The sequence below is a fragment of the Massilia sp. ZL223 genome (assembly GCF_018119395.1).
Lineage (GTDB): Bacteria > Pseudomonadota > Gammaproteobacteria > Burkholderiales > Burkholderiaceae_D > Telluria.
This window is the reverse complement of record NZ_JAGPWD010000022.1, coordinates 19,339-33,264: the sequence shown is the minus strand read 5'-3', so window position 1 is coordinate 33,264 and position 13,926 is coordinate 19,339. Positions and strand designations below refer to the sequence as shown.

At 66.3% G+C, this 13,926-nt stretch carries 14 protein-coding genes; 5 read left to right on the top strand and 9 right to left on the bottom strand.

Annotated elements, in window-relative coordinates:
- Nucleotides 1-11: 11 nt before the first annotated feature.
- The 8 genes from KBW95_RS14540 to KBW95_RS14505 form a co-directional block, all read right to left on the bottom strand.
- Nucleotides 12-1,280 (bottom strand): RNA polymerase sigma factor, encoded by a 1,269-nt coding sequence (locus KBW95_RS14540; RefSeq protein ID WP_211528602.1) that lies wholly within the window; start codon nt 1,278-1,280, stop codon nt 12-14.
- On the bottom strand, nt 1,280-1,687 hold the full coding sequence (locus KBW95_RS14535) for a VOC family protein (protein WP_211523397.1): 408 nt from the start codon (nt 1,685-1,687) through the stop codon (nt 1,280-1,282). Before KBW95_RS14535 ends, KBW95_RS14540 begins: the two co-directional genes overlap by 1 nt.
- Nucleotides 1,687-2,079: a YciI family protein gene (locus tag KBW95_RS14530; protein ID WP_211528601.1), complete on the bottom strand. Its 393-nt coding sequence runs from the start codon at nt 2,077-2,079 to the stop codon at nt 1,687-1,689. The genes KBW95_RS14535 and KBW95_RS14530 overlap by 1 nt, the downstream gene beginning before the upstream one ends.
- Nucleotides 2,080-2,172: 93 nt before the next feature.
- Nucleotides 2,173-2,529 (bottom strand): YciI family protein, encoded by a 357-nt coding sequence (locus KBW95_RS14525; RefSeq protein ID WP_211528600.1) that lies wholly within the window; start codon nt 2,527-2,529, stop codon nt 2,173-2,175.
- Nucleotides 2,530-2,558: 29 nt separating this feature from the next.
- Nucleotides 2,559-3,317: a hypothetical protein gene (locus KBW95_RS14520; RefSeq protein ID WP_211528599.1), complete on the bottom strand. Its 759-nt coding sequence runs from the start codon at nt 3,315-3,317 to the stop codon at nt 2,559-2,561.
- 221 nt (nt 3,318-3,538) lie between these two features.
- Entirely contained in the window at nt 3,539-5,302 is a 1,764-nt protein-coding gene (locus KBW95_RS14515) for a PhoH family protein (protein ID WP_211523401.1), read from the bottom strand.
- 219 nt (nt 5,303-5,521) lie between these two features.
- Complete coding sequence (locus KBW95_RS14510; RefSeq protein WP_373888804.1) at nt 5,522-5,992, bottom strand: peroxiredoxin; 471 nt, start codon at nt 5,990-5,992, stop codon at nt 5,522-5,524.
- A 160-nt stretch (nt 5,993-6,152) separates the two neighbouring features.
- A complete protein-coding gene (locus tag KBW95_RS14505; RefSeq protein ID WP_211523402.1) occupies nt 6,153-6,533 on the bottom strand; it encodes an Mth938-like domain-containing protein in 381 nt (126 codons plus the stop codon).
- A gap of 128 nt (nt 6,534-6,661) precedes the next feature.
- Here KBW95_RS14505 and KBW95_RS14500 point away from each other — a divergent pair, with 128 nt between their 5' ends.
- Nucleotides 6,662-7,891, top strand: a complete 1,230-nt coding sequence (locus KBW95_RS14500) for a pyridoxal phosphate-dependent aminotransferase (RefSeq protein ID WP_211523403.1) — start codon at nt 6,662-6,664, stop codon at nt 7,889-7,891.
- A 21-nt stretch (nt 7,892-7,912) separates the two neighbouring features.
- On the top strand, nt 7,913-9,232 hold the full coding sequence (locus KBW95_RS14495) for a homoserine dehydrogenase (protein WP_211523404.1): 1,320 nt from the start codon (nt 7,913-7,915) through the stop codon (nt 9,230-9,232).
- Nucleotides 9,233-9,326: 94 nt separating this feature from the next.
- On the opposite strand, the gene KBW95_RS14490 is transcribed toward KBW95_RS14495, so the two are convergent.
- Nucleotides 9,327-9,527 carry a hypothetical protein gene (locus KBW95_RS14490; protein ID WP_211523476.1) on the bottom strand — a complete coding sequence of 67 codons (201 nt, stop codon included), beginning with the start codon at nt 9,525-9,527 and terminating at the stop codon, nt 9,327-9,329.
- A gap of 290 nt (nt 9,528-9,817) precedes the next feature.
- Between KBW95_RS14490 and KBW95_RS14485 the strand changes: the two genes are divergently transcribed.
- The 3 genes from KBW95_RS14485 (at nt 9,818) to KBW95_RS14475 (ending at nt 13,906) form a co-directional block, all read left to right on the top strand.
- On the top strand, nt 9,818-11,704 hold the full coding sequence (locus KBW95_RS14485) for an MFS transporter (protein ID WP_211528598.1): 1,887 nt from the start codon (nt 9,818-9,820) through the stop codon (nt 11,702-11,704).
- A 121-nt stretch (nt 11,705-11,825) separates the two neighbouring features.
- A complete protein-coding gene (locus KBW95_RS14480; protein WP_211523406.1) occupies nt 11,826-12,899 on the top strand; it encodes a porin in 1,074 nt (357 codons plus the stop codon).
- Nucleotides 12,900-12,934: 35 nt separating this feature from the next.
- Nucleotides 12,935-13,906 (top strand): tripartite tricarboxylate transporter substrate binding protein, encoded by a 972-nt coding sequence (locus tag KBW95_RS14475; RefSeq protein ID WP_211523407.1) that lies wholly within the window; start codon nt 12,935-12,937, stop codon nt 13,904-13,906.
- Nucleotides 13,907-13,926: the final 20 nt, after the last annotated feature.

Sequence of the window (13,926 nt, the reverse complement as noted above, 5' to 3'; positions counted from 1 at the left end):
GCGGGGTTTTGTCATTGTTGGGAGGCCGCGCGCTCGAGCAGCAGTTCGCGCTCGCGCGCGTTGGAAGTCAGGGCGGCGGCGCGTTCGAATTCTTGCTTCGCTTCGCGCCCGCGTCCGAGCTTGGCGAGCAGGTCGCCGCGCACGCTCGGCAGCCAGTGGTAGCCGACCAGCTTGCCGCCGGCGGCCAGCTGGTCGACCAGGGCCAGCCCGGCGGCCGGTCCGTCCGCCATGCCGACGGCGACCGCGCGGTTGAGCTCCACCACCGGCGAGGGCTGGATCGCGGCCAGCTCCGCGTACAGGTCCGCGATGCGGCGCCAGTCGGTCAGCTCGGCGCGGTGGGCGCGGGCGTGGCAGGCCGCGAGTTCGGCCTGCAGCACGTAGGGGCCGCGCGGCAGGTCCAGCTTCGCGGCGCGTTCCAGGGCTGCCAGCCCGCGCCGGATCAGCACCCCGTCCCAGCGCGCACGGTCCTGCTCGAGCAGCAGCACCGGCTTGCCGGCGCCGTCCAGGCGCGCATGCATGCGCGAGGCCTGCAGTTCCATCAGGGCCACCAGGCCGTGCACCTCCGGTTCGCCGGGCGCGAGTTCGGCCAGGATGCGGCCCAGGCGCAGGGCTTCCTCGAGCAGCTGCGGGCGCATCCAGTCTTCGCCGGCGGTGGCCGAGTAGCCTTCGTTGAAGACCAGGTAGACCACTTCCAGCACCGTCCCCAGGCGTTCGTCGAGTTCCTCGGGCGGCGGCAGCTCGAAGGCGACCCTGGCCTCGCCCAGGCTGCGCTTGGCGCGCACGATGCGCTGGGCCATGGTGGCTTCCGGCACCAGGAAGGCGCGCGCGATTTCCTGGGTCGACAGGCCGCCCAGCAGCTTGAGGGTGAGCGCCACCCGGGCGTCGGCCGGCAGCACCGGGTGGCAGGCGGTGAACATCAGGCGCAGCATGTCGTCCTGGAACACGTCGCGCCGCTTGTCGTCCAGGCTGTCGGAGAAGTCGGGCACCACGAGCGCCTCCTGGGCCTCGAGGTCGAGGCCGATCTGTTCCAGTTTGTCGCGCAGCGAGCGGTCGCGCCGCAGGCGGTCGAGGGCGTTGTTGCGCGCGGCGGTGAGCAGCCAGGCGCCGGGACGCTCGGGAATGCCGTCCCGGGGCCAGTGCTCGAGCGCCGCGACCAGCGCGTCCTGGGCCAGCTCCTCGGCCAGCCCGACGTCGCGCACGATGCGCGCCACGCTCGCGACGATGCGGGCCGACTCGATACGCCAGACGCCCGCAATCGCCTGATCGACGCTGGCGTCCATCAGGCCTGCGCCGGGGGCATCGACGCCATATAGGCCAGCTCCCAGATATGGCCGTCCGGGTCTTCGAAGCCGTGCTGGTACATGAAGCCGTAGTCGCGCGCTTCGGCCGGCACGCTGCCGCCGGCTTCGCGCGCCTTGGCCACCATCTCGTCGACCGCCGCGCGGCTGTCGCGCGACAGGCAGACCAGCACCTCGGTGCTGTCCCTGGCGCTTGAGATCGGCTTGCGCGTGAAGCCCTGGAAGAAGGGCTCGGCCAGCAGCATCACATAGGCGTCGGGATTGACGATCATGCAGGCGGCGTTCTGGTCGCTGAACTGGGGATTGAAGCTGAAGCCGAGCGCGCCGAAGAAGGCCTTGCTGCGTTCGAGGTCCTTGACCGGGAGGTTCACGTAGATCTGGGTATGCATCATTGCTCCTTGTGGGCTTGGGCGTAGGCGGGGAGGTCGTCCATCTCGTACAGCGGGCGCACTTCGATCTCGGCCGCGGCGCCCTCGCCGTGCGGGTTGGGGAAGCGGCGCGCCCATTCGAGCGCTTCTTCGCGCGAGCGGACCTGGATCAGGGTGTAGCCGGCGATCAGCTCCTTGGTCTCGGCGAAGGGGCCGTCGATCACGCTGCGCTGCTTGCCTTCGTAGCGGATGCGCCAGCCCTGGCTGCTCGGCTTGAGGCCGTTGGCGTCGAGCAAGACGCCGGCGCGGGCCAGTTCCTGGTGGTACTCGCCCATCGCGGCGAACAGGCTGGCGTCGGGCATGACGCCCGCTTCCGTCGCGCCGGTCGCCTTGACGATGATCATGAAACGCATGTCGTTCTCCTTGGTTGGAAAGCGGCGCATGCCGCCTTTCATTCCCTACGACGAACGGCGGCGCGGCGTTTCGACATCGCCGCTGATATTTTTTTATGTTTCGAAGCAGGGCGCCAAGGCGCGCACCTCGACCGTCGCCCATTCGGCGGCTGGGCAGGTCTGCGCCAGGGCCACGGCTTCCTCGCGCGTGTCCACGTTGACCAGGAAGAAGCCGCCAACCATTTCCTTGGCTTCCGCGAAGGGGCCGTCGACGATGCGCGCCCGGCCGCCGCCGGTGCTGACGCGCACTGCGTGCTCGGTCGAGGCCAGCGATTCGGCGCCCAGCAGCAGGCCGCGGGCTTTCAGGTCGTCGCCCCAGCGCAGCATGCGGTCGTAGACGGCGCGGCCTTCCGGATCGCTGCGGGTGGCGCGCTGGCCGACGGGTTCGTGGATCAGCAACATGTGGGGCATCCCGGTCTCCTTGTGTATGGTGAATCGAGCTATTTTAAGCGGGCCATGGCGGCGCGCAAGCCCAGCTGCACTGCCAGGGCGCACACCGTGGCCGCGAGGAAGGCCGGCGCCAGCGGCTGGGCGCGCAGCAGCAGGGCCAGCACCAGGCAGAACACGGCGAAGGCATAGTAGCCGCGCACCATGCCGCGCAGCAGGTCGACCGCGAAGCCGGGGCCGGAGCTGCGGTGCGAGAAGCCGACCAGCACCGTGCTCATGACCGGGAACATGGCGAACATGCCGCTCAGGCGCGGGCCCATCTGGGCGGCGGCGGCGGTGACGGCCAGGGTCAGGAACGCCCCGGCGGCCATGCGCCAGGGCAGGTCGCGGGCCGGGGCGGCGGAGGTCTTGCGCGCATCGATCTTGCCGATCAGGCGCGGGGCGGCGAGCAGGGCGGCGAGGACGGCGGCAAAGCCGGCCCACAGCGGGAATTCGAGGCTGCGCAGCAGGGCGACGCTCAGGGCCCAGGCGAGCAGGGCGGCGGTCATGGAGGCGAACACGCCCTGGCGCTTCGCCACGCGGGCGTAGGCGACGCTGAAAACCAGGATGGCCAGCACGGCGAGCAGGGTGTTGGCGGCGGCGGTGGCGGCGAAGTCGCTGCCCTGTTCGAGGGCGATGGCCAGCAGGATGGGGCCGGAGACGATGGGGAAGGCGGAGAGCCAGCCGGCGACCTTGGGGCCCCAGCGGCGGCCTGCGAGGGTGACGGCGGCGATGAGGGAGGGGACGAGCAGGAGTTTTAGTAAGAGGGGCATTCTTGTTGTTGTGGTGAACGGTGAAAATGGTGGTGTGCTGCGAACTTGGGTTCCGGCCTTCGCCGGAACGACGGTTTATGAGCTAGCGGCTAGCTCCAGCACGTCGTTCCGGCGAAGGCCGGAACCCAAGTCCGTCGCGTCGTGCTAACGCGGTTTCATCCGCACGGCATACAGGCAAATAAAAAGCCCGCCATCTGGCGGGCTCTCCGAAGCGAAAACGGTCAAAGCACGTCGCTCGCGTGATCGGCCAGGCGCGAGCGCTCGCCGCGCGCCAGGGTCACGTGCCCGCTATGCCCCCAGCCCTTGAAGCGGTCGACCACATAGGTCAGGCCGCTCGAGCCTTCGGTGAGATACGGCGTATCGATCTGCGCGATATTCCCCAGGCACAGGATCTTGGTGCCCGGGCCCGCGCGCGTGACCAGGGTCTTCATCTGCTTCGGCGTCAGGTTCTGCGCCTCGTCGATGATCAGGAACTTGTTCACGAAGGTGCGGCCGCGCATGAAGTTGAGCGACTTGATCTTGATGCGCGAGCGGATCAGGTCCTGGGTCGCGGCGCGGCCCCAGTCGCCGGCGTCGCCGTCGGACTTCATCAGCACTTCCAGGTTGTCGTCGAAAGCGCCCATCCAGGGCGACATCTTCTCTTCCTCGGTGCCCGGCAGGAAGCCGATGTCCTCGCCCACCGGCACCGTCACGCGGGTGACGATGATCTCGTTGTACAGCTTGGTCTCCAGCACCTGGGCCAGGCCCGCGGCCAGGGCCAGCAGGGTCTTGCCGGTGCCGGCCTGGCCGAGCAGGGTGACGAAGTCGCACTCCGGATTCATCAACAGGTTCAGCGCGAAGTTCTGCTCGCGGTTGCGCGCGGTGATGCCCCACACGTTGTTCTTGTTGTGGCTGTAGTCGCGCAGGGTCTCCAGCACGGCGGTCTTGCCGTTGATCTGCTTGACCTGGGCGTAGAAGGGCGAGTCGCCATCCTTCGGTTCCAGGTAGACGAACTGGTTCACCATCAGGCTGGGCACCACCGGCCCGGTGATGCGGTAGAAGGTCGAGGAATAGCCGTTGCGGTTCTCCTGCCACGACTCGATGTCCTTGCCATGGCTGTCCCAGAAGTCTTCCGGCAGCTGGACGATGCCCGAGTACAGCAGGTCGGTGTCTTCCAGCACATGGTCGTTGAAGTAGTCCTCGGCCGGCAGGCCCATGGCGCGCGCCTTGATGCGCATGTTGATGTCCTTGGACACCAGCACGATGGCACGGCCGGCCATTTCTTCCTCGAGCGCGCGCACCACGCCCAGGATCTGGTTGTCGGCCTTGCCCGAGGGCAGGCCTTCCGGCAGCGGGGCGGCGCCCAGCCTGGTCTGGAAGTACAGGCGGCCCTTGGCGTCCTTGTTGCCCAGCTTGGCCAGCGGGATGCCGGCCTCGATCGCGTCGTCGTCGACGTTGGCGATCAGGGCGTCGAGGGTGCGCGAGACCTGGCGCGCGTTACGCGCGACTTCCGACATCCCCTTCTTGTGGTTGTCGAGTTCTTCCAGGGTCATCATCGGCAGGTAGACGTCGTGTTCCTCGAAGCGGAACAGCGAGGTCGGGTCGTGCATCAGGACGTTCGTGTCGAGCACGAAGACCTTGGTGATGCCGGACTTGTCGGCCTTGCGGCTGGTGGACGACTTGACGGTGACTTCGACCGGCTTGTGCTTGGCTGGATGCGGCTGGTCGGCATCGGTCTCGCGCAGCTTGGCCACGGTGGCCGGGGCGCTGCGCTGGGTCTCGCCGCGTTCCGGCGCGGGCACGGCAGCAAGCGCAGGGGCCGGCGCGGCCTTCTTGCGCGGGCGAGTCTTGGGCGCAGGCACGGCCTGGCCGCTGATCAGCTCTTCGAGTTCGCTGTCGGTCTGGGTGGATGCGGGACGGACCGGCGACTTGCCGGGTTCCGCCTTCGGGTAATCTTTGGCCAGCAGCATGGTGGCTGGCTTGGTAGGCATTTTGGGCAGTGGCATCAGGGTCTCAATCTCAAAAAAGACGGGAAGGCCGAACACGCGCGGGCCACAGGGCCGCGCCGTCGTTCGGAATCGGTACTCGGGGAACTTGCTGCTTGCGAACGTGGCCCGGAATGTGCCCGGGCCGGCAGGCAGCCAGATTGGATTGATGCGGATGTGTTGCGGGTTGACTCAAAATAGGCGATAGCAATCCAGAAGTTGTTTACCTGGAGCCATCCTTTAAGGCTGGCTCTTCAAAAATTCCAGCACTTCGGCGACGTGATCATTGACTTTCACGCCACGCCATTCTTTCACCAATCGGCCTTGAGCGTCAATGACAAACGTACTGCGCTCGACCCCCCGTACCTGCTTGCCATACATATTCTTCATTTTCATGACATTGAACTGGTTGCAGACGGCCTCTTCCGGGTCGGAAATCAGTTCGAAGGGCAGGCCCAGCTTGCCTTTGAAGTTCTCGTGCGAGCGCAGCGAATCGCGGCTCAGGCCATAGATCTCGGCGCCCAGCGCCTGGAACTCGGGATAGGCTTCGCGGAAGTTGATGCTCTCGGTGGTGCATCCCGGGGTGTTGTCCTTGGGATAGAAGTACAGCACCGTGTACTTGGCGGGACGGCCGGCCAGCTCGAAGGTCAGGCCGCTGGTCATCGGCGCGGAGAAGGGGGCAATTGGTGCGGCGGTTGGGCTCTCGGCCACGGGCGTCTCCTGGGCAGTGGCAGCGCGGCGCGCTGCGCGTTCATCCTCCCTGGCGCGCAGGGAGCGGCAGTGCGCATGATAATCCCGCACCGCCACCGCAGGCTAGTCCCGGGCTGCCAAGGTAACAATTTTCGCCAAGATGGAGACGTGTTTCTTTATTTCAAGAGGCCTGCTCGATAATCAGCGCCAGGGTCACCTTGCGGCCTTCGCCCATCAGGATGTTATAGGTGCGGCAGGCGGCCTGGCTGTCCATGCATTCGACGCCGATGCGCAAGCTGGACAGGCTGGCGACCAGTTTCGGGTGCACGAAGCGCTGGCGCTCGCCGGTGCCGAGCACGACCACGTCCGGCGCGTCCTTGGCGATTTCCTCGAAATGGGCGTTCGTCAAATCTTCGAAACGCGCCACGTTCCAGGGGCGGGGCGGGACTTCGGGCATGACCGTCAGGCTGAAATCGAAGCGCTGGGCGTTGATTTCGACCCCCTTGGCGTCGTAACCGGTCACGGTCTGGTATTGTTGAGTGTTGTCGGAGTGGAGCTTCATTGTCGTGCTTTGTCAGAGGGCAGGGGATCGGTCATTGTACCGAAATCGGCAAGGTTGCTTGATTTGTGCGCTTGCGGCAGAATGGTATTTTTCGCACTGCAACATAACGCTTTCTTCCAGAGGATATCTTGCGACCGATTTCCAAATCAAACAAACTCGACGACGTTTGCTATGAAATCCGCGGCCCCGCCTTGGAAAAGGCGCGCCAGATGGAAGACGACGGGCAGAAGATCATCAAGCTCAACATCGGCAACCTGGCCGTGTTCGGCTTCGATCCGCCGGACGAGATCGTGCACGACATGATCCGCAACATGCAGGGCGCGGCCGGCTATACCGACTCCAAGGGCATGTTTGCGCCGCGCAAGGCGGTCATGCACTACACCCAGGAAAAGAACATCCAGGGCGTCGGCATCGACGACATCTACCTGGGCAACGGCGCCTCCGAGCTGATCGTGATGGCGATGCAAGGCCTGCTGAACAACGGCGACGAAGTGCTGGTGCCCGCGCCCGACTACCCGCTCTGGACCGCGGCCGTGAGCCTGGCCGGCGGCAGTCCCGTCCACTACGTGTGCGACGAGCAGTCCGGCTGGTTCCCCGACATCGAGGACATGCGCAAGAAGATCACGCCGAACACGCGCGCGATCGTCGTCATCAACCCGAACAACCCGACCGGCGCCCTGTACCCGCGCGAAGTGCTGCTCGAGATCGTGGAGCTGGCGCGCCAGCACCAGCTGATCGTCTACGCCGACGAGATCTACGACAAGACCCTGTACGACGAAGAAGAGCACGTCTCGATCGCCTCGCTCGCCGACGACGTGCTGTTCCTGACCCTGAACGGCCTGTCGAAGAACTACCGTTCCTGCGGCTACCGCGCCGGCTGGATGACGGTGTCGGGCGAGAAGCGCCACGCCAGGGGCTATATCGAAGGCCTGAACATGCTGGCCTCGATGCGCCTGTGCGCCAACGCGCCGGGCCAGTACGCGATCCAGACCGCCCTCGGCGGCTACCAGAGCATCGCCGACCTGGTGGGCCCGGGCGGCCGCCTGCTCAAACAGCGCGACCTCGCGCACAAACTGCTTACCGACATTCCGGGCGTGAGCTGCGTGAAGCCAAAAGCCGCGCTGTACATGTTCCCGCGCCTCGACCCGAAGATGTACCCGATCACGGACGACCAGCAGTTCATCTGCGAACTGCTGTCCGAGGAAAAAGTGCTGCTGGTGCAAGGCACCGGCTTCAACTGGATCGCCCCGGATCACTTCCGGCTGGTGTTCCTGCCCAATTCCGACGACCTGGCCGACGCTTGCGGACGCATCGCGCGCTTCCTCGACGGCTACCGACGGCGCCATGGACGCGCCTAGACTTCAACGAGAAACAACACCATGAAACCCATCAAAGTTGGCCTACTGGGGCTCGGCACTGTCGGTGCCGGCACCTTTAACGTTCTTCAGCGCAACCAGGAAGAGATCCGCCGCCGTGCCGGCCGCGGCATCGAAATTACCATGGCGGCAGTGCGCAATATTGAACGGGCACGCCAGCTGACCGGGAACAGCATTGAGGTGGTGGCCGACCCGTTCGCCGTGGTCAACCATCCCGACATCGACATCGTCGTGGAACTGATCGGCGGCTACGAACTGCCGCGCGAGCTGGTGCTCAAGGCGATCGCCAACGGCAAGCACGTGGTCACCGCCAACAAGGCCCTGTTGGCGCTGCACGGCAACGAAATCTTCGCCGCCGCCCAGGACAAGGGCGTGACGGTGGCCTTCGAAGCGGCGGTGGCCGGCGGCGTGCCGATCATCAAGGCGCTGCGCGAAGGCCTGACCGCCAACCGCATCGAATCGGTGGCCGGCATCATCAACGGCACCACCAACTTCATCCTGTCCGAAATGCGCGAGAAGGGCCTGGACTTCGCGACGGTGCTCAAGCAGGCGCAGGAGCTGGGCTATGCCGAGGCCGACCCGACCTTCGACATCGAAGGCGTGGATGCGGCGCACAAGCTGACCATCATGTCGGCGATCGCCTTCGGCATCCCGGTGCAGTTCGACAAGGCCTATATCGAGGGCATCAGCAAGCTGGAAGCGGCCGACATCCGCTATGCCGAGCAGCTGGGCTACCGCATCAAGCTGCTGGGCATCACGCGCCGCACCCGCACCGAAAGCGGCGACGGCATCGAACTGCGCGTGCACCCGACCCTGATCCCGGCCGCGCGCCTGATCGCCAACGTGGAGGGCGCGATGAACGCCGTGCTGGTGCAGGCCGACGCCGTCGGCGCCTCGCTCTACTACGGCAAGGGCGCCGGTTCGGAGCCGACCGCCTCGGCCGTGATCGCCGATTTGGTCGACGTGACCCGCCTGGCGACCGTGGACCCGTACTGCCGCGTGCCGCACCTGGCCTTCCAGCCGGGCGAGATGACCGACGTGGCGATCGTGCCGATGTCCGAGATCACCACCAGCTACTACCTGCGCGTGCACGTGAAGGACCAGCTGGGCGTGATGGCCGACCTGACCCGCATCCTGGCCGACGCCGGCATCTCGATCGACGCCGTGCTGCAGAAGGAGCCGGGCGACCAGACCGACCTCGACATCATCATGCTGACCCACCAGACGCGCGAGAAGAACATCGACGCGGCGATCGCCAAGATCGAGCAGCTGCCGGCGGTGATCAGCAAGGTCACCCGCATCCGTCTCGAAGCCCTGAGCTGATCCGGCGCCGCTGCGCGGCGAACATGATACGGAAACGACGGCCTGGGCCGTTTTTCCGTATCATTTTTTTTGCCCGGGTTTCGCCCAGGCCGCGTCAACAGATGGGCGGCATGTCCCACTGGACCGGTATCGTTCCCCGCACCGTATCGGGCAGGTGGCCGGGCAAATGGCGCTGTGGCTGGGCCTCGTCGTCGTCGAGGAGGGCGGTGGTCAGGAGGAGCAGATCCTGCTCGATGTGCTCGAACAGCGCGCTGGCGACGCTGGCGTAGCAAACGTGGAAGTTGGCGGAAGTCATCCGCGGATTCTACCTGCGCTGCACTGCAGCATGGCTCCGGAACGGGGCCTGCTTGAGCCATTTCAATCAGGTATTGTTTGAAACATACAGTTTGATTTCGCACGCCCGTCCAGCGCCACGATTCGTGTTCAATAGCGCGTCGCCAAGTGACATGGGTATCGAGACCTGCGACCGCAGGTATCCCTTCCGGCTACCGGATAATGAATGTGAGAAACAGCGTTTGTTTACCGGGGGCCGCCGTTGTACATTACGCACTCCCGTCCAGCGAACCTTTTTCAGCGAATTTGCGCATGAGCCAACCGAACCAGTTTTCCCTGCTGACGCAGCGCCGTTTTGGCCCCTTCTTCTGGACCCAGTTCCTGGGCGCCTTCAACGACAACCTGTTCAAGACCGCGCTGCTGGTCGTGCTGACCTATGACGCGCTGTCCTGGACCACGCTCGATCCGGCCCTGCTGAACAACCTGATCCCGGGCCTGTTCATCCTGCCCTTCGTGCTGTTCTCGGCCACCGCCGGCCAGGTCGCGGACAAGTTCGACAAGGGCCAGCTGGCGCGCTTCGTCAAGCTGCTCGAGATCGCCATCATGCTGGTGGCCTGCATCGGCTGGCTGACCCACACGCTGTGGCTGCTGGTGGCGGCCGTGGCCGGCATGGGCCTGCATTCGACCCTGTTCGGCCCGGTCAAGTACGCCTACCTGCCGCAGCAGCTCAAGCCCGAAGAACTGGTGGGCGGCAACGGCGTCATCGAGATGGGCACCTTCGTCGGCATCCTGCTGGGCGAAGTCGCCGGCGCCGTGCTGGTGGCCACCAAGCCTTTCGGCATCGAGCTGGTGGCGGGCGCCACCCTGGGCTGCGCGGTGCTGGGCCTGCTTGCCAGCTGGCGCATTCCGCCGTCGCCGGCCCCGGCGCCGGAGCTGAAAATCAGCCGCAACCCGTTTGCCGAATCGATCCGCAACCTGAACTTCTCGCGCCAGAACCGTACCGTGTTCCTGTCGATGCTGGGCAATTCCTGGTTCTGGTTCTACGGCGCGCTGGTGCTGGCGCAATTCCCGCTGTTCGCCAAGGACTACCTGCACGGCGACCACAGCGTGTTCGTGCTGCTGCTGACCGTGTTCTCGCTCGGGATCGGCGCCGGCTCGCTGCTGTGCGAGCGCCTGTCGGGCCGCAAGGTCGAGATCGGCCTGGTGCCCTTCGGCTCGATCGGCCTGTCGGTGTTCGGCATCGACCTGTATTTCGCCAGCAGCGCCTATGCCGGGACCGCCGCGGTGGACGCCTTCGCGCTGCTGGCCCAGCCGGGCGTGCCGCGCATCCTGGCCGACATCGTCCTGATCGGCATCTTCGGCGGCTTCTTCATCGTGCCGCTGTTCGCCCTGATCCAGACCCGCTGCGACCAGAAGCACGTCTCGCGCACCATCGCCGGCATGAACATCCTCAACGCCCTGTTCATGGTGGCCTCGGCCGGCGTGGCGATCCTGCTGCTGGGGCAGGGCTTCACCATTCCCGAACTGTTCCTGGTCACGGCCCTGCTGAACGCCCTGGTGGCGGTCTACATCTTCTCGCTGGTGCCGGAATTCCTGATGCGCTTCCTGGCCTGGCTCCTGATCCACACCGTCTACCGCGTGCGTACCGTGGACATGGCGCGCATTCCAGAACAGGGCCCGGCGGTCCTGGTGTGCAACCACGTCAGCTACGTCGACGCGCTGGTGATCGGCGCCGCCAGCCCGCGCCCGATCCGCTTCGTGATGGACCACCGCATCTTCAAGACGCCTTTCCTGAGCTGGCTGTTCCGCGCCGCCAAGACCATCCCGATCGCGCCGGCCAAGGAAGACCCGTGGGTGATGGAGAAGGCCTTCGTGGACATCGCCCATGCGCTGCACGACGGTGAACTGGTCTGCATCTTCCCGGAAGGGAAGCTGACCTCGACCGGCGAGATCAGCGAGTTCCGCGCCGGGATCGCCAAGATCGTCGCGCGCAGCCAGGTGCCCGTGATCCCGATGGCCCTGCGCGGCCTGTGGGGCAGCATGTTCACCCGCGACAAGGCCAACCTGTTCGAGCGCCGCATCGAGCGTGGCGTGCGCTCCAAGCTGGCGCTGGCGGTCGGCCTGCCGGTCACGCCGGACAAGGCCACGCCCGAGTACCTGCAGGAGCAGGTGCTGGCCCTGCGCGGCGACTGGAAATAAGAGGAGCCGCCTTCCATTCGCCTCTCCGGTGGGCTGAAAGCTGATTGAAAGCTTGAGGCCCATATAGTTGATCAAACAGCAGCGCACCGCGACTGCCACGATTACAACAACCGGAGACCTTATGAAGAAGTCGGCCCTCGCGCTCGCCGTCCTGGCAGCGCTTTCCCTGAACCAGTCCGCCAACGCCCAATCGAACGTCCAGGTCTATGGCCTGATCGACGCCGGCGTGGAAGTCGTCAACCATGCCGACGCCGACGGCGGCAGCATGGCGCGCGTCGTCTCGGGCGGCAAGAATACCTCGCGCTGGGGCCTGCGCGGCAGCGAAGACCTGGGCGGCGGCCTGAAGGCCGTCTATACCCTCGAAGGCGGCATCCTGATGGACACCGGCGCATCGGACGGCCCGCTGTTCAAGCGCCAGGCCAACGTCGGCCTGGAAGGCGGTTTCGGCCGCGTGATCATCGGCCGCTCCTTCACCACCACCTATGACCTGGTGATCAAGTTCGACCCGATGGGCTTCGCGCCCAACTATTCCTGGGCCACCACCGGCGGCGCCACCGGCCCGTCGAAATACGGCATGACCACCGCCTTCGACAACCTGGTCAAGTACACCGGCACCACCAAGTCGGGCGACAGCACCTTCACCTACGGCGCCAGCATCGGCCTGGGCGAACAGCCGGCCCACGAATCCGACGGCCGCAAGGTCGCGGTCGGCGGTTCCTGGTTCGCCAACGGCGTCGGCCTGATGGCGTCCTGGGAGCAGGTCAACGGCCTGACCCTGGCCGCCACCGGCCGCCGCGACCAGACCAATGTCTTCCACTTGGGCGCCGACTACAAGACCGGCCCGTGGCGCTACACGGCCGGCATGCGCGGCTACAAGCTGGAATCGGGCAAGGCGGCCACGCCGGACCTGCGCGCCGATACCTACTGGGGCGGCGTCAGCTTCGTGACCGGCAAGGCCACTCTGACCGGCGCCGTCTATCACATCAACACCAGGAACCTGCCGGCGGCGCGCGACGCCAACCCGACCATGCTCGTGGCGCGCATGCTGTACGCGCTGTCCAAGCGCACCGACTTGTATCTGTCGGCGGCGCACGCCAAGGCCGACAACGGCCAGCTGGTCGGCCTGTCGCGCGACGACGCGGGCATGGGCACGACGCAGACCGGCGTCACCGCAGGCATCCAGCACCGCTTCTGATGCGCAGGCGCGGACCCACGGTTCCGATGCACGCCATGACCATCCTGCGATTCCTCTCCAGCGCTTTGCTGTGCGCGGCCTGCATGGCAGGTTCCGCGCACGGCGGCGAGGCCGAGTGCATCGTGCCGTCCAAGCCGGGCGGCGCGATGGACCTGACCTGCAAGCTGGCGCGCAAGGCCCTGCCGGAAGGGCCGGGCGATCCCCGCTTGAGGCTGAGCTACATGCCGGGCGGGATCGGCGCCGTGGCCTGGCACGCGCTGGTCTCGCAGCGGCGCGCCGAGCCCGACACCCTGGTCGCGTTCTCCGGCGGCTCGCTGCTCAATCTCGCCCAGGGCAAGTTCGGCAAGGCCACCGCCGACGACGTGCGCTGGGTGGCCGCGCTGGGCGCCGACTACGGCATGATCGCGGTCCGCGCGGATGCGCCCTGGCGCAGCCTGGGCGAGCTGGTGGAGGCGATCCGGCGCGATCCGCAGGCCGTGCTGATCGGCGTATCCGGCACCATCGGCAGCCAGGACTGGATGAAGATGGCGCTGCTGGCGCGCCTTGCAGGCATCGACCCGAAGCAGCTGCGCTTCGTCGCCCTCGAAGGCGGCGGCGAGGGCTTTACCGCGATGGCCGGCGGCCACGTGCAGGCGATATCGGGCGACGCCTCCGAAGCCTCGCTGTACGCCGGCCCCGGCAAGGTGCGCGTGCTGGCGGTGCTGTCCGAAAAGCGCCTGCCGGGCGTGCTGGCGAAGGTGCCCACCGCGCGCGAGCAGGGCTACGACCTGGTCTGGCCGGTGATCCGCGGCGTGTGGATGGGGCCCGACGTGCCGGACGCCGACTACCGCCGCTGGGTCGCCGCCTTCGAGCGCATGCAAGCCGCGCCCGGCTTCGCGCGCCTGCGCGAGCAGGCCGGCCTGACTCCCTTTTCCCTCACCGGGGAGGCCCTGACCCGGTACATCAAGCAGGCAGTCACCGACTACAACCGGCAAGCCAGGCAGTTCAAGCTGGTACGCCAACACTAACGAAAAACACAAGGAGACAA

Bases quoted from the DNA above. Each gene is read 5' to 3' on its own strand.
- KBW95_RS14480 (WP_211523406.1), top strand. From the start codon at position 11,826: ATGAAGAAGTCGGCCCTCGCGCTCGCCGTCCTGGCAGCGCTTTCCCTG.
- KBW95_RS14535 (WP_211523397.1), bottom strand. From the start codon at position 1,687: ATGCATACCCAGATCTACGTGAACCTCCCGGTCAAGGACCTCGAACGC.
- KBW95_RS14505 (WP_211523402.1), bottom strand. From the start codon at position 6,533: ATGAAGCTCCACTCCGACAACACTCAACAATACCAGACCGTGACCGGT.
- KBW95_RS14485 (WP_211528598.1), top strand. From the start codon at position 9,818: ATGAGCCAACCGAACCAGTTTTCCCTGCTGACGCAGCGCCGTTTTGGC.
- KBW95_RS14540 (WP_211528602.1), bottom strand. From the start codon at position 1,280: ATGGACGCCAGCGTCGATCAGGCGATTGCGGGCGTCTGGCGTATCGAG.
- KBW95_RS14475 (WP_211523407.1), top strand. From the start codon at position 12,935: ATGACCATCCTGCGATTCCTCTCCAGCGCTTTGCTGTGCGCGGCCTGC.
- KBW95_RS14530 (WP_211528601.1), bottom strand. From the start codon at position 2,079: ATGCGTTTCATGATCATCGTCAAGGCGACCGGCGCGACGGAAGCGGGC.
- KBW95_RS14490 (WP_211523476.1), bottom strand. From the start codon at position 9,527: ATGACTTCCGCCAACTTCCACGTTTGCTACGCCAGCGTCGCCAGCGCG.
- KBW95_RS14515 (WP_211523401.1), bottom strand. From the start codon at position 5,302: ATGCCACTGCCCAAAATGCCTACCAAGCCAGCCACCATGCTGCTGGCC.
- KBW95_RS14525 (WP_211528600.1), bottom strand. From the start codon at position 2,529: ATGCCCCACATGTTGCTGATCCACGAACCCGTCGGCCAGCGCGCCACC.
- KBW95_RS14520 (WP_211528599.1), bottom strand. From the start codon at position 3,317: ATGCCCCTCTTACTAAAACTCCTGCTCGTCCCCTCCCTCATCGCCGCC.
- KBW95_RS14495 (WP_211523404.1), top strand. From the start codon at position 7,913: ATGAAACCCATCAAAGTTGGCCTACTGGGGCTCGGCACTGTCGGTGCC.